At 74.1% G+C, this 18,449-nt stretch carries 13 protein-coding genes; 6 read left to right on the top strand and 7 right to left on the bottom strand.

The features are described from left to right. The first annotated feature begins 18 nt into the window (after positions 1-18). Positions 19-1,227, top strand: coding sequence for a Gfo/Idh/MocA family protein (locus OIE12_RS02495; protein WP_329131200.1), 1,209 nt, complete (start codon positions 19-21; stop codon positions 1,225-1,227). Between the two features lie 26 nt (positions 1,228-1,253). On the opposite strand, the gene OIE12_RS02490 is transcribed toward OIE12_RS02495, so the two are convergent. From OIE12_RS02490 to OIE12_RS02470, 5 genes are all read right to left on the bottom strand, one after another. Further along, positions 1,254-2,150 (bottom strand): DMT family transporter, encoded by an 897-nt coding sequence (locus OIE12_RS02490; protein ID WP_329141706.1) that lies wholly within the window; start codon positions 2,148-2,150, stop codon positions 1,254-1,256. A 92-nt stretch (positions 2,151-2,242) separates the two neighbouring features. Next, on the bottom strand, positions 2,243-3,775 hold the full coding sequence (locus OIE12_RS02485; protein WP_329141705.1) for an MFS transporter: 1,533 nt from the start codon (positions 3,773-3,775) through the stop codon (positions 2,243-2,245). Between the two features lie 133 nt (positions 3,776-3,908). Then, positions 3,909-7,097, bottom strand: coding sequence for an amidohydrolase family protein (locus OIE12_RS02480; RefSeq protein ID WP_329131198.1), 3,189 nt, complete (start codon positions 7,095-7,097; stop codon positions 3,909-3,911). 463 nt (positions 7,098-7,560) lie between these two features. Then, entirely contained in the window at positions 7,561-9,051 is a 1,491-nt protein-coding gene (locus tag OIE12_RS02475) for an AMP-binding protein (protein WP_329131196.1), read from the bottom strand. Between the two features lie 87 nt (positions 9,052-9,138). Then, positions 9,139-10,557: an MFS transporter gene (locus OIE12_RS02470; protein ID WP_329131193.1), complete on the bottom strand. Its 1,419-nt coding sequence runs from the start codon at positions 10,555-10,557 to the stop codon at positions 9,139-9,141. Positions 10,558-10,804: 247 nt separating this feature from the next. Here OIE12_RS02470 and OIE12_RS02465 point away from each other — a divergent pair, with 247 nt between their 5' ends. Further along, positions 10,805-12,694 (top strand): helix-turn-helix domain-containing protein, encoded by a 1,890-nt coding sequence (locus OIE12_RS02465; protein WP_329131191.1) that lies wholly within the window; start codon positions 10,805-10,807, stop codon positions 12,692-12,694. 9 nt (positions 12,695-12,703) lie between these two features. Here OIE12_RS02465 and OIE12_RS02460 read toward each other — a convergent pair whose 3' ends face one another. Next, on the bottom strand, positions 12,704-13,612 hold the full coding sequence (locus OIE12_RS02460) for a PDR/VanB family oxidoreductase (RefSeq protein WP_329131189.1): 909 nt from the start codon (positions 13,610-13,612) through the stop codon (positions 12,704-12,706). A gap of 74 nt (positions 13,613-13,686) precedes the next feature. After that, on the bottom strand, positions 13,687-14,316 hold the full coding sequence (locus OIE12_RS02455; protein ID WP_329131187.1) for an MSMEG_1061 family FMN-dependent PPOX-type flavoprotein: 630 nt from the start codon (positions 14,314-14,316) through the stop codon (positions 13,687-13,689). A gap of 182 nt (positions 14,317-14,498) precedes the next feature. Here OIE12_RS02455 and OIE12_RS02450 point away from each other — a divergent pair, with 182 nt between their 5' ends. From OIE12_RS02450 to OIE12_RS02435, 4 genes are all read left to right on the top strand, one after another. Further along, positions 14,499-15,227 (top strand): TetR/AcrR family transcriptional regulator, encoded by a 729-nt coding sequence (locus OIE12_RS02450; protein ID WP_329131185.1) that lies wholly within the window; start codon positions 14,499-14,501, stop codon positions 15,225-15,227. A gap of 1 nt (position 15,228) precedes the next feature. Further along, entirely contained in the window at positions 15,229-15,813 is a 585-nt protein-coding gene (locus tag OIE12_RS02445; protein ID WP_329131183.1) for a sigma-70 family RNA polymerase sigma factor, read from the top strand. Next, positions 15,810-16,568, top strand: coding sequence for an anti-sigma factor (locus tag OIE12_RS02440; protein ID WP_329131181.1), 759 nt, complete (start codon positions 15,810-15,812; stop codon positions 16,566-16,568). Before OIE12_RS02445 ends, OIE12_RS02440 begins: the two co-directional genes overlap by 4 nt. A 231-nt stretch (positions 16,569-16,799) precedes the next feature. Continuing rightward, positions 16,800-18,449, top strand: a complete 1,650-nt coding sequence (locus tag OIE12_RS02435; RefSeq protein ID WP_329131179.1) for a molybdopterin-dependent oxidoreductase — start codon at positions 16,800-16,802, stop codon at positions 18,447-18,449.

Raw genomic sequence — 18,449 nt, 5'->3', positions numbered from 1 at the left:
CAGAAAGGCGCACCTGTCATGACCGACGCCCCCCGCGAACTCCGCCTCGGTGTCCTCGGCTTCGGACTGCGCGGCTCGCTCGCGCGCACCGCCCACCGACCGGGCAACGGGGCACGGATCGCCGCGCTCGCCGACCCCGACGGCGCGGCCCGCAAGGAGGCGGAAGCGGCGTTCCCCGGGGCGCGCCTGACCGACGACCACAGGGAGGTGATCCACGCCCCCGACATCGACGCGGTCCTCGTCCTCACCCCCGACCACACCCACGCCGACCTCGCCCGCGAGGCGCTGGAGGCGGGCAAGCCGGTCTTCGTCGAGAAACCCCTCGACATCACCGTCGAGCGCTGCGACGCGATCCTGCGCACGGCGTACGAGACCGGCACCCGCCTCTACGTCGGACACAACATGCGGCACATGCCGGTGATCCGGCTGATGCGCGACATCATCGCGCGCGGCGAGATCGGCGAGGTCAAGACCATCTGGGTGCGGCACTTCGTGGGGTACGGCGGTGACTGGTACTTCAAGGACTGGCACGCGGAACGGCGCCACACCACCGGGCTGCTGCTCCAGAAGGCCGCCCACGACATCGACGTACTGCACTGGCTCGCCGGCGGCTACGCACGGCGGGTGCAGGCCCTCGGCGACCTGATGGTCTACGGGGACAACCCGCACCGCCGGGCCCCCGGCGAGCCCAAGTACGCCGACTGGCACACCGAGGACGGCCACTGGCCCCCGGCCACCCAGCGCGGACTCAACCCGGTCATCGACGTCGAGGACGTGTCGCTGCTCAACATGCGCCTGGACAACGGGGTCCTCGCCGCCTACCAGCAGTGCCACTTCACCCCCGACTACTGGCGCAACTACACCGTCATCGGCGACGCCGGCCGGCTGGAGAACTTCGGCGACGAGGAAGGAGCGGTGGTCCGGGTGTGGAACTCCCGCCGCTCCACCTACCGGGCGCAGGCCGACGCGGAGTACGCCGTACCGGTCACCGAGGAGGGCGACGACGGGGAGGAGGGGCACGGCGGCGCCGACCCGCTGCTGATCGACGAGTTCCTCCGGTTCGTGCGCGAGGGCGGCGCCACGGACACCTCGCCCGTCGCCGCGCGGATGGCCGTCGCCGCCGGGGTACGGGCCACCGCGTCGCTGCGGGACGGCGGCACACCCCGCGAGGTGCCGGAGCTGGACCCGGAACTGGTCGCCTACTTCGAACGGGGGCAGACGCGGTAGCGAGGGCGGAGGCCGCTCAGGCGGCCTCAGGAGGCCGGGGCCGTCCGGCCCTCGGCCTCCCGCGCCTCGTTGCGCAGATCCGTCCCCCGGTGCGCCAGCACCAGCACACCCGTGACGATCAGGCCCACGCCCAGCAGCTGCGGCAGCAGCCACCACCCCGTGCGGATGTGTTCCTGGTACAGCGCCACCCCGAGCAGCAGGCTCACCGTCGCGTCGCCGAGGGTGAGCGCCGGTTGGGAGGCGACCAGCGGCCCGCCCTGCATCGCGTGCTCGAGGAGCAGCACCGCGCACACACCGGCCGCCGCGAACGCGTACGTCTGCCACGCGGTGAGGAAGGCGACGATTCCGGAGCCGTCCAGGACCGCCATGGCGGACTTCATCAGCCCGGCGGTCAGCGCGTAGCAGACGGCGGTGGCCGCGCCCAGACAGCCGGCCCGCGCCTTGCCGTTCGGCCGTCTGAACCCGGCAACCACCAGCAGCACCACGAACCCGGCGCAGGCCACCAGCGCCGGGATCCACCGGTCGGGGGTCACGTGCTCCTGGTGCCCGGAGGGCGACGCGGCCGCCAGGGCGAGCCCGAGCCCGGCGACCACCGAGGCCACGGCCACCCACAGCACGCCCGGCAGCCGGCTCCGTGTCACCAGGGAGGCGATCAGCAGGGCCAGCGGCAGTTCCAGCACGAACAGCGGCTGGACGAGCGAGAGCGGGCCGGTGGCCAGCGCCGCCGCCTGCCCGATCCCGGCCACCACCACCGCGAGCATCCCGGCCATCCACACCGGCCGGTGCAGCAGGTCCACGACGAGCCCGAGGCGGAACCCCCGCGACTCGGGCACGCTCAGCGCGGCCCGCCGCTGCAACACGGTGGCCAGCGCGTTGCTGAACGCCGCGCACAGCGCGAAGACGACCGACAGCACGAGACCCACTCCCACGCCCATTCACCGATCCTCGCGCGCCTCCGGCCCGCCCGCCCGTCGTCACCGGGGGACGTCACCATGTCAGGGGTCTCCGGATCCTCTCAGGAGACCGGTGCCTTCGGCCGCGCGGGCTCCGCCACCGGGGCCGTCACCCGGTCGCCCGGGTGGCGCAGCGCGCACAGGTAGGCGAGGCCGAGGCAGATGGCCATGCCGTAGAACACCCACTGGTTGGCCTCGGCGAAGTCCATCCGTACGGCGGCCATCGCCTCCCGTGCCGCCGAGGACGCCTGCCCGGAGCCCTGGGGGACGTGGGCGTCCCCGTTGCCCGTGACGGACTCGGCGATCTCGCGGGCCGCCCCGTGCGCCGTGCCCGGCGGCAGACCACGCGCGCGCAGGGTGCCGGCCACGTTCTCGGCCGTGACATGGGTGAGCAGCGCGCCGAAGACGGCCAGGCCCACGCTGGCCGCGTAGTTGCGCACGGTCTGGGTGACGCCGGTGACCTCGCCGTACGAGGCGCCGATCGCCCGGTTGACGGCATCCGTGGAGGCGGGGGCGAGCAGGAACCCGATGCCGGCGCCGGCCATGGCGGCGTACGGCCACTGGTCGTGCATCGACAGGTCGGTCAGCCGGTTCGCCCACAGTGCGAAGCCGAGGGCGCCCAGCGCCGTGCCGAGCTTCAGCGCCGGGCGGGCGCCGCGCTTGTCGAGGATGCGGCCGCCCCACTGGGAGGCGAGCGCGAAGCCCGCGAAGAAGTACAGCAGGAAGAGCGCCGCCTGGGTGGGCGAGGCGCTCAGGCACACCTGCGCGTACACGGAGGCGAAGAAGAACAGCGGGACGAACGCGAGCATCGCGAAGAACAGCACCAGCGTGTCCGCCCGGAACGCCGGGTCCCGGAACACCCGCAGCCTGATCAGCGGCTGGCGCACCCCGCGCTCGTACCGCCGGAACAGCACGAGGAGCGCGGCGCCACCCGCGATGCACCCCCAGGTCGCCCCGCTGTCCCAGCCCCAGGTCGCGGCCTGCTGGAAGCCGAGGACGCTCAGGCCCATTCCGGCCACGATCAGCGCGGCGCCGCGCAGGTCCAGGGACTCGGCGCGCGGCCGGTCCTCCAGCCGGGCCAGATACGTCAGCACCAGGGCCACGAGCGCCACCGGCACGTTGACCCAGAAGACGGCGCGCCAGGTCCACGAGGTGAGCCAGCCGCCGAGCAGCGGACCGAGGACGGTCAGCGCCCCGGACAGCCCGAAGAACAGCGCCAGCGCCCGGCCCCGGCGCTCCACCGGGAACACCGAGACCACCACCGCGAGCGCCGCCGGGAACAGCAGCGCCGCGCCGATACCCTGCGTCACCCGGAACGCGATCAACCACGTCTGCGCGATCCCGCCCACCGGGACGCACCCGCACAGCACCGAGGAGACCACGAACAGCAGCGTGCCGACGACGACCACCCGCCGGGCCCCGAGCAGATCCGCGAGCCGGCCACCCAGTGCGAAGAACGCCGCGAGCGCCAGCAGATACGCGTTCACCACCCACTGCATCCCGGACGCCGACAGCCCCAGCTCCCGGACGATGTCGGGGGCCGCGATGGCGACGATGGTCTGGTCGATGAACGTCATCGCGACGGCGAACAGCATCGCCGCCAGCGCGAGGGTCTGACGGTCGGTCCGGCGGGTCGTGGGGGCGCCGGTACCCCGGAAGGCATAGGTACGGCTCACCGGTCCAGGATGCGTCCGGACGGGTGACCTCGCATCCGCGGGCGCCCGCCGGCTACCGCTCGCCGGGATGGCAGCAGTGCCCCGCCCGCAGGGCCCGGCCCACCGTCCGCCAGTCGGTGCCCTCCGGCGGTGCGGGCGTCGGGCCGTCCGCGAACGTGGCGGTGAGGTCGCTCTGCCGGTACGGCACGCCGTCGCGCAGGACCAGCGGGGTGTCGACGAGGGTGGCGAAATCGGTGAACGGATCGCCCCGGACGACGGTGAGGTCGGCGATCCGCCCCTCCTGGACCGTGCCGAGCTCCCCGTCGAGGCCGAACAGCCGGGAGGGCACGCTGGTGGCCAGGTGCAGGGCCTCGGCCGCGGTGAACCCGTGCGCGTGCAGGGCGCGCAGCCCGAGGTGCAGGGACAGGCCGACGGGGACCAGCGGGGAGTCGGTGCCGAGAGCGAGGACCGCGCCCCGGTCGGCAAGACGCCGGTAGTCGGCCGTCTCGGTGGCCAGCGCCCGCAACTGCGGCGCGGTGGGCGCGGTCCCCGCGCGTTCCCGTACGGCGGCGACGTCCCACGGCGGCATCAGGGCGCTCACCCGGGGGTCGTCGGCGAGGGCGGGGTCGGCGCCGAGGAGGTACTGCGCGCCGAACGGCGTGATGATCATGCGGAAGTCGTCGTCGCCGTACTGGGCGAGCAGGTCCTGGTGGAGACGGCCCAGCGGCGTGGTGGCGTGGCCGTGGGGCAGGCGCTGGGTGGCCTGCAGATGCGTGGTCAGATCCTGGCCCGCCGCGCGGCCGGGGGAGCAGAGGTGGCTGCCGCTCGGCACGCCCAGCCGGTGCGCCGCCTCGGCGGCCCGCGCCATGACCTCGCCCGGGGCGCGCACGTAGGTCTTGACGAAGTCCACGTCCAGTGCGGCGGCCCGGCGCAGGGTGCGCTCGACGCCCTCCGGGGTGCGGTGGGCGCGGCCCATGCTGTACGCGGTACGGGCGCCGTCGAGCAGTTCGGCGCAGGCCAGTTGACGCGGGCCGGGGGCGCGCCCGGCGTCGGCGGACTCCCGCAGCCGCACCGTCTCGTACAGGGGCCCGCCCATGCAGGCGGTGGTGGTGATGCCGTAGGCGAGGGCGGTGAGGGCCTGCCGGGCGCCGTAGGTCGCGGTGTACGGGTGGGTGTGGCTGTCGAACAGGCCGGGCAGCACGGTCCGGTCGGACAGGTCGAGGGTGCGGTGGGCCGGGCGGTGCCGGCGGTGGGGTTCGACGGCGGTGATCCGGTTGCCGTCGACGAGGATGTCCACGTCGTGGCGCGGGGCGCTGCCGGTGGCGTCCCACAACTGCCCGGCGTGCACGCGCAGTTTCCCGGCGCGCGGGGGGACCGTGCGCCGGGCGGTGAGGCGGAGGGGCAGGGTGCGGGTGCGGCCGGGGGAGCCGTCCGCGTCCAGGGAGAGCAGGCGCAGCCGGCCGTTGGAGAGGTACAGCAGGGTGCGTGCGTCGCCGGACCAGCTCGGGTGGTCGGCCGGTTCGTCGGTGAGCCGGCGGGCGGACCCCGCGGGAATGCCGTCGGCGGTGACGGGCAGCAGCCACAGCACGGACTCCGCGACCAGCGCCATCCAGCGGCCGTCCGGGGACCAGACGGGCCCGGCGGCGTACCGGTCGGAGAGCGACTGGTGCGCGGCCGGCAGGTGGCTGCGGGCGGTGCCCGTGCGGGTGTCGACGACGCGGACGAGGTGGTAGCCCTCGCGGAAGCGCTGGTTGAGCCGGTTGCGGTCGCAGTAGGCGAGATACCGGCCGTCCGGTGACCAACTGGGGGCGCCCGGCGGGCCGTCGGCCGCGAGCGGCCGGGCCACTACCCGCTCCTCGCCGGTGGCCAGGTCGCGCACGAGGAGGTTCCCGGTGACGTCCTGGCAGGCCAGCCGGGAGCCGTCCGGCGACAGCGCGGGGTAGAGGCGGCCGCCCTCCGTGAGCGCGGTGTCGCCCGTGCCGTCGAGGCCGACGCGGTGCACGGCGGTCAGCCCGTCCCGGTCGGTGCAGTACAGCAGCGTGCGCCCGTCGGGCGCCCACGCCGGGGACTGGAGGTAGTGGCCGGGCGCGGCCCGCAGCACCCTGCGGGGCGCCCGGCCGGCGCGCAGCAGCCACAGCGCGTCGAGCGCGACGAAGGCGGCGGTGTGCCCGTCCGGGGAGAGGACGGGCCGGTGGATGCCGCGCACGGGGAAGGACGAACCGGCCTCCAGATTCCGGGACTTGGGGTGCCAGGAGGGGCGGGGCATGGCGGTGCGGGCGGTGAAGGGGAGGTCGCGGACGGCGGGTTTTGTGCCGTGCTTCGCGCCGGGCGCGCCGACGGTACGGATACGGATGCGGCCGTCCGCCACGTACAGCAGTCGGTCCTCGTCGAGCCAGCAGGGTGGGGCGGCCGCCAGGTCCTCGTCCGCGGTCACCGTCTCCCCGTCCACCGTCAGCAGCGTCCTGGCGGGCGGCAGGGGAGAGGCGGCGGGCGCGCCGGACAGGTGGACGCACGCGATCCGGCCGTCAGGGGAGACGGACGGGCCCACCAGCCGGCCCTCCGGCACGGTACGGACGACCTCCGCCGTACCGCCCGCGAGCGGGACCCGCACCAGGGCGCGGCCGCCGTCGCCGCCGCCGGGCAGATGGGCGGCGCGCACGCACACCAGGGAATCGCCGTCCGGCCACCAGACCGGGTCGTAGTCGTCGAAGCCGGCGTCGGCTCCGCCGGTCACCTGTCGCAGACGGCCGTCGGCCGTGTCGTACACCCACAGTCCGAAGGAGGCGCCGGTGACCGGGTCGCCGCCGCGCTCGGAGGAGAAGGCGATCCGCCGTCCGTCGGGTGACCAGGCGGCGCCCCGGTCGTCCCACGGCCCGTCGGTGAGCCGGCGAGGCTCGCCGCCGTCGGTGCGCAGCAGCCACAGGTGGAAGGTGCCGCCGCGGTAGCCGCAGACGGCGATCCGCTCGCCGTCGGGGGAGAGGGCGGGCCGGGTGGCCTCCAGGGTCCAGTCGGTGAGCGGCTCGGCCGTGCCGCCGCCGGGCGGTACGCGCCACAGGACGCCCTGCACCTCCGCGACGACGGTACGCCCGGCGCGGTCTGCGGTGACCGAACCGCCCGTCAGCTCGTGGTAGCTGACCGTGCGGCGTCCGACCCGGTCGGGCGCGGTGAGCGCCCCGGCCGGTGCCGTCGTCGTCGCGACGCCCGCGGCACCCGCCGCGGAGACCGTCAGGAACCGTCGACGGTTCAGGTGTTGTGGGGTCATGTCCCTGCCCCTGCCTCTCGTACGCGTGTCCCCGCCCGGCGCGGGTCCACCGTTCTCCCGGGGCAACGTGCACCGTGCCCGGCGGTCACGGCACCGCGGTGCCCGGTGCGCCTACGATCGGCCGTATGGATCAGCCGCACGACCCCCCGGGACCGGTCGTCGCCGCCTACGCCGCCACGTTCGAAGCGCTGGCCGGCGTCACCGGGCGCACCCGCCGCGCGCCCGACGGGACCGTGCCGCGCTCAGCGGGGCGCCGGCCGCTCATGGTCCGGCGCCCCGAACCGGGACCGCCGGACGCCCCGGCCGTCGGCTCCCCGCGCATCCGGACCGTCCCACCCGCCCCCCTCGTTCGGGCCTGTACAGCGCATCCGCCGGGCCACCCGAGGCGCACCGTGCGTCCGCGCGGGCCCACGCGGCGGAGCCGCACGTCGATACAGCCCCGCGCCCCTTCGGGGCTCCGCCCCTAATGGGGTGCGGCCTCGTGCAGGCGTTGCGCGCGGAGCGCCGAGCGCCTGACCTTGCCCGCCGCGCTGCGCAACGGCGTGTCGACGAGTTCGATCGACCGGGGGCGCTTGTGCGGGGAGAGCCGGCCGGCGAGGAACGCGCCGATCTCGTCCGCCGTCGTCGTGCACCCCTCCTCCACCTGCACGATCGCGTGGATCCGGTTGCCGCGGTCCGCGTCCGGCAGTCCGATCACCGCGCTGGAGAGCACGTCCGGGTGCTCGGCGAGCGCGCCCTCGATCTCGGCGGGGTAGACGTTCACCCCGCCCACCAGCAGCATGTCCGACCGGCGGTCGTGCAGGTACAGATAGCCGTCCGCGTCGAACTCGCCGATGTCCCCCAGAGTCGACCACCCGTCGATCTCCCTCACCTCCGCGCCCAGGTAGCGGAAGGCGGGCGGATTGCCCGGCGGGACCCGCATGAAGACCTCGCCGCTGTGGCCGGACTCGGTGACCGGGGTCCCGTCCAGCCCCACGATCTTGATCTCGCCCCACGTCGTACGGCCCACCGAGCCGCGGTGCTCGAGCCATTCGGGGCCCGAGATGGTGCACCCGGCCTGCGCCTCCGTCCCGGCGTAGAGTTCGAAGATCCGCTCGGCGCCGAGCCAGTCGATCCACGCCTGCTTGATCGCCGGCGGGCACGGCTCCGCGCAGTGCCACACCGACACCAGCGAGGAGAGGTCGTAGCGGTGCCGGGTCTCCTCGGGCAGGGCCAGGATGCGCCGCATCATCGTCGGCACCAGGTACATCCAGGTGACCGCGTGCCGCTCCACCTCGGCCAGCACCCGCTCGGCGTCGAACCGGCCGAGCAGGGTGACCGTGCCGCCGTTGAACAGGACCGTCATGGCCGTGGAGAAGGGCGCGTTGTGGTGGACGGGTGCCGTGATGAGCGCCCGCTCCCGGCTGCCGATGCCCCAGGCCTCGCTGTCGAAGGCGTGGAACGTGCCCGACGAGCCCGAGAGGATGATCTTCGGGCGGCCGGTGGAGCCGCCCGAGGTGGGCGCCTTCCACGAGGGGCCGACCTCCGTCGGCAGGTCGTCGTCCGTGCCGCCGAGCCGGCGCAAGGCCGCCACCGTGGTGGCCCGCAGCCGGCCGTCGCCCACGGGCGCGCCCTCCTCCCGGCCCACGACGGCCACCGGGTCGGACAGTTCGAGGATGGCCTGCTCCTCGGGGGCGGCCAGCCGCGTCGAGAGCGGCTGCGGCACGGCGCCGATCTTCAGACAGGCGAAGGCCGCCACGACCACGTCGACACCGTTGGGCAGCATCAGCGGGACGATGCGTCCGGGCCCGACGCCGGAGAGTTGCAGACCGCGTGCGACCGCGTTGCTCGCCCGGTACAGCCCGTCCCAGGTCAGCTCCTCGTCCTCCGCCCGCACCGCGACCGCGTCCGGGCGCTCCGCCGCGTACTCCTTGGGGATGTCGCCGAGCGGGAACTCGGGTTCAGGGGTGAACATATGTGCGCTCTCCTCGTCGTTCGGGAAGTGGCCGGGAAGCCGTGGGGGAAAGGCCGGACACCGCGGTTCCCGGTGCCCGGCCGTGCGTCAGAGGTACAGGTGCGCCCCGGGGAGCGCCTCGGGGTCCCGGCGCACCTCGGCGGTGTTGGTCTCCGGCAGGAACCAGGCGCAGACGAAGGTGACCGCGCCCATCAGGGCGATGAAGGCCGCGACCAGGACGGTGCTGTCCGTCTCGGCGATCAGCGCGGTCATCAGGACCGGCGTGCTGCCGCTGACGACGATCGCCGAGAGCTGGTAGGCCAGCGAGGCGCCGGAATAGCGGACGTTGGGCGCGAACAGCTCACCGAAGTAGGCGGCCATCGGCCCGTAGGTCAGGCCCTGGAAGACGAAGCCGACGGCGACCGCGATGAAGATCATCGGCGCCGACGCCGTCCCCACCAGCGCGAAGTAGGGGAACGCCCAGGCCACCACGCCGGCTCCGCCGATGAGGATGAGGGTGCGCCGGCCGTAGCGGTCCGAGAGCTTCCCGGTGTAGGGGAGGATCGCCGTCATCAGCACCGCGGCCAGCAGCGTGGCCGTCAGCAGCGAGTTGCGGTTCATGTCCAGCGTCTTGGTGCCGTAGCTCAGCAGGCCGGTGATGCTGACGTAGAACAGGCTGTTGGTGGCGGACAGGGTGCCGCAGGCGAGCAGGATCGTGCGCCAGTTGCGGCGCACGGCCTCGGCCAGCGGCGCCCGCACCACGACCGCGTCCTGCTTGCGTGCCGCCGCCTCCTGGAGCCTGCGGAAGTCCGGGGTGTCCTCGACCTTGCGCTGGATGTACAGCACCACCGGGAACATCACCGCGCTGAGCAGGAACGGGATGCGCCAGCCCCAGTCGGTCAGGGCCTCGTCCGACATAGAGGCGCTGACCGTGGTGAAGATCAGGGTGGAGATGATGACGGCGACCGGCACGCTGGTCTGGCCGAACGTGCCCGCGAACCCGCGGCGCTTGGGCCCGGCCGACTCCGTGAGCAGCAGCGCGATCCCGCCCCACTGCCCGCCGGCCGCGATGCCCTGCACGAAGCGCAGCAGCACCAGCAGGGTCGGGGCGAGCGCGCCGACCGTTCCGGCGCTGGGCAGACAGCCGATCAGGAACGTGGCGAGGGCCATGCCGATGAGACAGACCACGACCGTGGGCTTGCGGCCGTACTTGTCGCCGAAGTGACCGGCGAGGAGTCCGCCGAGCGGACGGGCCACGAAGCCGGCCCAGAACGTGCTGAAGGAGAGCAGGGTGCCGGTCAGGGCGGAGGAGTGGGGGAAGAAGACGTCCGGGAAGACGAGCGCCGCCGCCGTGCCGTACAGGAAGAAGTCGTACCACTCGATCGAACTGCCAAGGAGCCCGGCCGCGAGCAGCTTGCGGTGCGCGGCGCGGTCGGCGACGGGCGGGGGAGCGGCGGTGCCGGGGTCGGTGCCGCCGTCGGTGCCGCTGTCGCTGTCGGGGAGGTGCGCGTGAGCGGAGGAAGTCATGGGTGGTGCCCCCTGGGGTGTGGAAGAGGGTGAGCGAGGGACGTTCGCCCGCCGGCCGTCGGGCGCCGCTACTGTGACGGGCGGCTGCGACCCGCATCACAACCGTCCGCGTTGGGGTGAGAGTAGGGCTGAGCGGGGGCTCCGTAGGATGGAACGTACGTACACTTGTCGCCGCCCTGGGGTGTGAGGGACGTCCACCCCTGATCCGACCCACCCCCGCCCCGCGGGCACATCGACAGGGACCCTGATGCCGCAGAGCGATTCCGGCGCCGACGGCGCCCACGACCGGGGCCCCCGCGACCACGGCCCGCACGACCCGGGCCCCCGCGACCACGGCTTCCGCGACCAAGGCTCCCGCGACCACGGCGAACTGGTCTCCTACCGGCTGCGGCGCGAACGCGAACTCAGCAGCCTGTACGCGACGGCCCGCTCGCTGGCCGCGCTCGGCGAGGTGGGCGAGGTGCTCTCCTCGATCGTCCGGCACGCCCACGAACTGATCGGCAGCGACATCGCCTACCTCTCGCTGCTGGACGCGGAGGGCAACCTCAAGCTGAGTGCCTCGGCCGGCACGATCTCGCACGAGTTCTCCTCGGCGTGGATGCCCCCCGGGGGCGGACTCGGCGCCCGGGTGATCGAGTCCCGGGCCCCGTTCTGGGTGAGCAACTACCGCGAGGCGCAGGTCCTCAGCCACCGTTCCGTGTTCGACTCGCTCGTGCCCGACGAGGGGCTCGTGGCGCTGCTGGGCGTGCCGCTCCTGGTGGGCGAGCGGGTGGTCGGCGTCCTCTTCGCCGCCGACCGCACCGAACGTCCCTTCGAGAAGGACGAGGTGGCCCTCCTCAGCGCCTTCGCCGACCACGCCGCGATCGCCCTCAACAACGCCCGGCTGTACGAGCAGAGCCGTGTCTCCCTGCAACGGCTGCAGGAGGCGTACCGCACCATCGAGGAGCAGGTCACGTCGGTCGAGCGGGCCGCCGCCGTGCACGAGGCGCTCACCCACGTCGTCCTCACGGGCGGCGGCCCCGGCGACATCGCGCGGCTGCTCGTCGAGCATCTGAGCGGCACGGTCACCGTCCTGGACCGCGACGACCGGATCGTCGCCGTCCGGTGCGCCGCGGGCCGGCCGGCCGACGAGGACCGGGAACCGGTGCGGGCACTGCTGGAGGAGGCGCGCAGCACCGGACGGTGCGCCTCCGCGCGCGGCGCGGACGGGGTCGTGCGCAGCGTCGCGGCCGTCCACGCCGGCGGCAGCCACCTCGGCGCGCTGTCCCTGGCGCGCGGGGCGGCGCCGGAACCGGCGGACATCCGCATGCTGGAACGTTCCGCCCAGATCATGGGACTGCTGGTCCTCATGCGTGACGCCCGGGTCGAGGCGGAGGAGCGGGTGCGCGGCGAACTCCTCACCGAACTGCTGTCCCGTGCGCCCCTGCACCCGGCCCACCGCGACCGGGCGCTCGCCCGGGGCGTCGACGTCGACCACCTCGACGTCCTCGTCGTGGCCGACTGCCCCGGCAAACCCGCCAGCGACGTCGTCCGCCGGCTGAACTCCGTCTCCCCCGAGTGGTCGGGGCTGGCGGGCGAGTACCTCGGCCGGGCGACGATGCTCTTGCGCGCCGACGACGTCGAGGAGGCGGCGCGCACCCTCCACCAGGGGCTGCGCCGCACGCTGGGCGCGCCGCTGCTGCTGGTCGCCGACCGGGTCGCGGGGCAGGAACGCGCGCGCTCGTTCTCGCTGGCCCAGCGCTGTGTGGAGGTGATGCGCGCACTGGGGGAGGACGACCGGGGGGCGACCACCCGCCAGTACGCGATGTACGCGCTCGTCTTCGACCCCCAGCGCACCCATGACCTCGACCGGTTCCTCACCGACGAGCTCGGCGCGCTCCTCGACTACGACCGGCGGCGCGCCACCGACCTCGTCGCCACCACGGCCGCCTACTTCGCCCACTCCGGCAATCTGCGCCAGACCGCCACCGCGCTGCACGTGCACATGAACACGCTGCTCAAGCGGCTGCACCGGATCGGTGTGCTGCTCGGCGAGGACTGGCGCTCCCCGGACTCCGCGCTCCGCCTCCATCTCGCGGTCCGGCTCCACCAGTTGCGGGCCTCGCTCGACCGGTCCGCCTCGGCCCCGGCCGACTGAACGGGTCCGTCAGAGGTCCACGACGAGCCGGGGCGACAGCGACCGGGACACGCACGGGTACATGCGCCCGGCGGGGGCGCCGATCTCGTCGCGGTGCTCGGGCTCGCCGTCCACGACGGTGAGTTCGCAGCTTCCGCAGACGCCCTCGCGGCAGCCGGACGGCAGCGGGTGCCCGGCGTGCTGGAGCACGCTCAGCAGCGACTCGTCCGCCGGCACCTGGAGCGTCTGCCCGGAGCGGGCGCAGACCGCCTCGAACGGTGCGTCGGGCGCGAACTCCCGGACGGCGGGCCGGAACCGCTCCGCGTGCAGCCGGCCGGCCGGGAACACCGCCTCGGCCGCGCGCAGCATCGCTTCGGGACCGCAGCAGTAGACCAGGGCCTCGGGGCCCAGCGCGGCGGCGTGCGCGGCGAGGTCGGGCCTGCCGTGCTCCCCGGTGTCGACGACGTGCACCCGCTCGCCGCCCCGGGAGCGCACCTCGTCGAGGAACGGCATGGACGCGGCCGAGCTGCCCACGTACACGAGCGAGGCCGGCACCCCCGCGTCGACGGCCGCCCGCAGCATCGGCAGCAGCGGGGTGATGCCGATGCCCCCGGCGAGGAAGAGGTACTCCGGCGCGGGCAGCAGCGGGAAGTTGTTCCGCGGCAGCGACACCCGCAGCGGCCGGCCCGGGCGCAGGAAGCGGTGGACGTACTCCGAGCCGCCCCGGCTGAGCCGCTCGTGCCGCACCGCGACACGGTAGGTGTCCCGGTCCGCCGGGTCCCCGCACAGCGAGTACTGCCGGGTCAGCCAGTTCGGCAGCAGGAGGTCGAGGTGCGCCCCCGGCTCCCACGGGGCGAGCGGGCCGCCGGACCCGCGCAGGACGAGGGAGACGACGTCCCGCGCGAGCGGCTCCACGCGCTCCACAAGGGTCTGCTGCATCGGTGCTCCGCCTTGTCGGCCGGTAGGTGGGGGAACGGGGGAGGACGGGGTCGGTGATGTGGTCGGCGGCATGGTCAGTACAGCTTCCGGTAGGCCTCTTCGAGGCCGTCGTCGAGCACCTTCGGGTCGATGTCCAGGCCGAGCTGGGCGGTGAACATCTCGCCGGCCGTCGGCATCTCGTCGGCCAGCGCCCGGCTCGCCGGGTCCCACAGCCGGGACCGGATGAGCGCGCGGCCGCAGTGCCCGTACGCCTGCTCCACCCGCACGACGATCGCCAGCTGCGGCGTCCGGCCCTCGGCCTGCAGCCGGGCCAGCACCTCCGGCTCGTCGGTCGGGTAGGCGCGGCCGTTGACCCGCAGGGTCTCCCGCATACCGGGGATGAGGAACAGCAGTCCGATGCCGTCGTTCTCGGCGAGGTTGCGGAAGGAGTCGGCGATCCTGTTGCCGGGCCGGTCCGGAAGGGCGAGCGTGTGCTCGTCCAGGACCTTCACGAAGCCCGGGTAGTCGCCGCGGGGCGAGCAGTCGGCGTTGCCCGCCGCGTCCGCCGTGGCCATCGTCAGGAAGGGCGAGTGCGCGATGAAACGACGGAACTGCTCGTCGATGTGATCGATGATCTTGCTCGTGGCCATGGGGTCGCGGTCCCCGATCAGGGCGAGGACCTTTTCCGGCGAGAGCGGCCGGGGGCGGGTGCGGGTGTGCGCCATGAGGGCTCCTTCCACAGCGGGCGGCAGCGGCGGGTGCCCGGGGCCCTGCCGTGCCGCCCCGCCCATCCGCCGACGGCGGCGCGAAACGGTGACGCACCGCTGCGCCGCAGGTCATGGCACTATTGTGAGCAATTATTCAGGTCGTCCGCCACTCGCATTCCCCACCCCGCCCAGGAGGTGCCGTGACCTCGGAGCGACGCCGGCTTCAGCCACGTAAACAGCCCCGCCAGGCCCGGGCCGAACTCACCCGGCAGCGCATCCTCGACGCCGCTGCTCACGTTTTCGCCGAGCAGGGCTATGCCGCGGGGACCACCAACCGGATCGCCGAACGGGCCCGGATCTCCATCGGCTCGCTCTACCAGTACTACCCGAACAAGGACGCCATCCTGCTGGAGCTGGTGACCCGTCACCTCGACGACGGGCGGGAGGCGCTCCTGCGTCTCCAGGACGGGGCGCTGCCCGGCACCCTGGAGGGCATCTTCCGCGCCCATGTGCGCATCGTCATCGAGAACCACCGCCACGACCCGCACCTGCTCCAGGTCATGGCCGAACAGGCGCCCCGCTCCGCCGAACTGTTCGAGCGCGTCTCCGGCTACGAGCAGGAACGCGTCCGCTACGTCGAGGACCTCCTCGTCCGCCACCCCGACGCCCACGTGGAGGACACATACGTCGCCGCCCGGCTGATCGTCGCCACGGTCGAACTCCTCGTCCACCAGCTCATCGCCGCCCCCGACCCGCTCGACGCCACCCGGCTCGAGAACGAACTCGTCGCCATGGTCACGCGCTATGCCACCGCCGACCAAACCGCCGGGCCCTCGGCTACGGATCACCCATGTGCCCGCACCACCGCCGGGTACCCGCCCGAGCAGGCACCCGCCGTCCGCCCGCCCCGAAGGACCGAAGGACCATGACGTGAGAGAGCCCGTACGGATTGGGCCCCACCCCTCCGCCCAGCCCGACCTGCAAGAACTGCTGCGCGGCGTCGCCCAGGGCGACCAGGAGGCCTTCGCCTCCGTCTACGACGCCGTCGTCGGCTCCGTACTGGGCATCGCCCGCAGCGTGCTGCGCGACAGGGCGCAGTCCGAGGAGGTCGCCCAGGAGGTGCTGGTGGAGGTCTGGCGCACCGCCGCCAACTACCGCCCCGAGCGCGGCAGCGTCCGGAACTGGATCCTGACCCTCGCCCACCGCCGCGCCGTCGACCGGGTCCGCTCGGTCGACGCCTCCGCCGCCCGCGAGCACAGGGCCGCCCTGCTGGAGCGCACCCCCGAGTACGACGAGGTCACCGAAGAGGTCGAGGCGAGCCTGGAGCGCGAACAGGTACGCCGCTGTGTGCGCACCCTCACCGAGGTGCAGCGCCAGGCGGTCGACCTCGCCTACTACCGGGGGCTGACCTACCGCGAGGTCGCCGAACTGCTGACGCTGCCGCTCGGCACCGTCAAGACCCGGCTGCGGGACGGACTCATCCGGCTGCGCGACTGCCTGGGGGTGACCGCATGACCGCCGACACGGCCGACCTGCACACGCTGACCGGCGCCTACGCCCTGCACGCCCTCGACGAGCGGGAACGGGACGCCTTCGCACGGCATCTGTCCCTCTGCGCGCCGTGCGCCGCGGAGGTCCGCGAACTGACCGCGACCGCCGCCCGGCTGGGCGGCGCCGCCGCCACGCCGCCCCGCCCGCAGCTCAAGGAAGAGGTGCTGCGGCGCATCACCACCGTCCGCCAGGAGCCCCCGCACACCACCCCCGCGGCACGCCCCGCGGGCACCGGCGGTGCCCGGACGCGGCGGCTGTTCCGGTGGGCACTGGCCGCCTGCCTCGCCGCCGCGGCCGCCCTCGGCGGCACCGCGGTGTGGCAGCACCAACAGGCCGACGACGCCCAGGAACAGGCGCGGCGGGCCGAGCACCGGGTGGACGAGATCGCGGCCGTCCTGGCCGCACCCGACGCCAGGACCCGCACCGCCGACCTCAAGGGCGCCACCGGCACCGTCGTGGTCTCCAAGAGCGAGAACCGGGCGGTGTTCGTGGTCGCCGGGATGGACCGGCCCCCCGAGGGCAAGGTCTACCAGCTCTGGTTCGACGACGGCGGCAGCATGCGGCCGGCCGGTCTGATGGACCCCGACCGCTCCACGGAGGCCGTCCTGCTGAAGGGCGCCCTCGACGGCGCGTCCGGCATGGGCGTCACCCTCGAACCCGCCGGGGGCTCGCCCCGGCCGACGTCCACACCGCTCGCCCTGGTGCCGTTCTCGGCCTGAGAACCGAATTCGTCACCGCGTCTCGGTATTTTCCCCACGAGCGTCGGTCGCCGCTTTCCGCGGCGGCCGGCGCTTTTTCCGTATCTCACGGACAGCCCGCTGAGCTGGTCTTCTTCGCAGGGTTCCCCGTATTGATCCGTAACCGGAAGCGCCCCGGATTGGTCCGGAAAATAATTCCCCCCAATTGAGTGATCGGCCAATCCGCGCAGCCGCCGGCGCCGGATTCCCCACGTGAGCGACGAAGGAAAGACACAGCACCGGCCGGCCACCCGGACGCGGCATGCGCTCGCCGCGGCGAGCGGGCTCCTCGCGGGGTACGCGGCACTCGCCGTGGCCGAGCTGGTGTCGGCCGCCGTCCGCCCCGAGGCGGGTCCGGTGGTCGCGGTGGGCTCCGCCGTCATCGACCGCACACCCGCCGCCGTGAAGGACTGGGCGATCCGGCACTTCGGCACCGACGACAAACTGGTGCTGCAACTCGGGATCGTCGCGATCCTCGCCGTGATCGCGCTGCTGCTCGGCACGGCCGCGCTGCACCGGCGCCGCACCGGCTCGGCGGGCGTGCTCCTCTTCGGTCTCGTCGGCGCCGTCGCCGCCACCGGCCGCCCCGACTCGGAGGGCTGGACCGACGCCGTGCCCTCCCTGGTCGGGGGCGCCGCCGGGGCCGTCCTGCTGTACGTCCTGGTGGGCCGGCTCCTCCCGAAGCCGCCCGCGCCGGACTCCCCGCCGAGCGGGGACCGGCCCGCGGCCACCGCGGGGTCCGCGCCCGCGGCCGCCGCCGGAAGGGACGCCGGCTGGGACCGGCGCGGGTTCCTCGTCGCCGCGGGCGCCGCGGCCGCCGCCTCCACCGCGGTGGGCGCCGGCGGCCGGTACCTGAACCGGGCGAGCGGCCGGGGCGCCGTCGCCTCCCGCGACGCCGTGGTGCTTCCCGCGCCCGGCTCGACGGCCGACCCGATACCCAAGGCCGCCCGGCTGAGGATCCCCGGCCTCAGCCCCTTCGTGACGCCGAACGAGGACTTCTACCGCGTCGACACCGCCCTGGTGGTGCCGAAGGTGGACGCCGGCGCCTGGCGGCTGCGGATCCACGGCAAGGGCGTCGCCCGCAGCCGCACGTTCACCTACGACGACCTGCTCCACCGGGACCTGGTCGAACGGGACATCACCCTGACCTGCGTCTCCAACGAGGTCGGCGGCCCGTACGTGGGCAACGCCCGCTGGATCGGCGTCCGCCTGGCCGACCTGCTGGCCGACTGCGGGGTGAGGCCGCCCTCCCACGGCGGTCCCGCCGACCAGCTCATCGCCCGGTCCGTGGACGGCATGACCCTCGGCGCCCCCGTCGAAGACGTCATGGACGGACGGGACGCGCTGCTCGCCGTCGGCATGAACGGCGAACCGCTGCCCTTCGTCCACGGCTTCCCCGTCCGCATGGTCGTCCCCGGCCTGTACGGCTTCGTCTCGGCCTGCAAATGGATCGAGGACATCGAACTCACCACGTTCGACTCCTACGACCCCTACTGGGTCAAGCGCGGCTGGGCCCGGAAGGCGTCCGTCAAGACCGGGTCCCGCATCGACACCCCCAAGCCCTTCGCCCGCCCCGAGGCCGGCACCGTCATGGTCGCCGGGGTGGCGTGGGCACAGCACCGGGGCATCGAGCGGGTCGAGGTCCGCGTCGACGACGGCCCCTGGCGGACCGCCGACCTCGCCGCGCAGGACACGGCCGACACCTGGCGGCAGTGGTCGCTGCCGTGGCGGGCGGCCCCCGGCGGCCACACCCTGACCGTCCGGGCCACGGACCGGACCGGCGAGGTCCAGCCGGAGAAGCGCACCCGCACCGTCCCCGACGGGGCGAGCGGATGGCACTCGGTGGTGGTCACCGTGGACTGA

It is taken from the genome of Streptomyces sp. NBC_00670, from assembly GCF_036226765.1.
Taxonomy (GTDB): Bacteria; Actinomycetota; Actinomycetes; order Streptomycetales; family Streptomycetaceae; genus Streptomyces.
The sequence above is the reverse complement of the archived record's forward strand: the minus strand, read 5'-3'. Positions and strand labels throughout refer to the sequence as shown.

Coding starts and splice junctions, on each gene's coding strand:
- OIE12_RS02455 (WP_329131187.1), bottom strand. CDS start 14,316: ATGGCGCACACCCGCACCCGCCCCCGGCCGCTCTCGCCGGAAAAGGTC.
- OIE12_RS02460 (WP_329131189.1), bottom strand. CDS start 13,612: ATGCAGCAGACCCTTGTGGAGCGCGTGGAGCCGCTCGCGCGGGACGTC.
- OIE12_RS02495 (WP_329131200.1), top strand. CDS start 19: ATGACCGACGCCCCCCGCGAACTCCGCCTCGGTGTCCTCGGCTTCGGA.
- OIE12_RS02470 (WP_329131193.1), bottom strand. CDS start 10,557: ATGACTTCCTCCGCTCACGCGCACCTCCCCGACAGCGACAGCGGCACC.
- OIE12_RS02480 (WP_329131198.1), bottom strand. CDS start 7,097: ATGACCCCACAACACCTGAACCGTCGACGGTTCCTGACGGTCTCCGCG.
- OIE12_RS02465 (WP_329131191.1), top strand. CDS start 10,805: ATGCCGCAGAGCGATTCCGGCGCCGACGGCGCCCACGACCGGGGCCCC.
- OIE12_RS02485 (WP_329141705.1), bottom strand. CDS start 3,775: ATGCTGTTCGCCGTCGCGATGACGTTCATCGACCAGACCATCGTCGCC.
- OIE12_RS02475 (WP_329131196.1), bottom strand. CDS start 9,051: ATGTTCACCCCTGAACCCGAGTTCCCGCTCGGCGACATCCCCAAGGAG.
- OIE12_RS02440 (WP_329131181.1), top strand. CDS start 15,810: ATGACCGCCGACACGGCCGACCTGCACACGCTGACCGGCGCCTACGCC.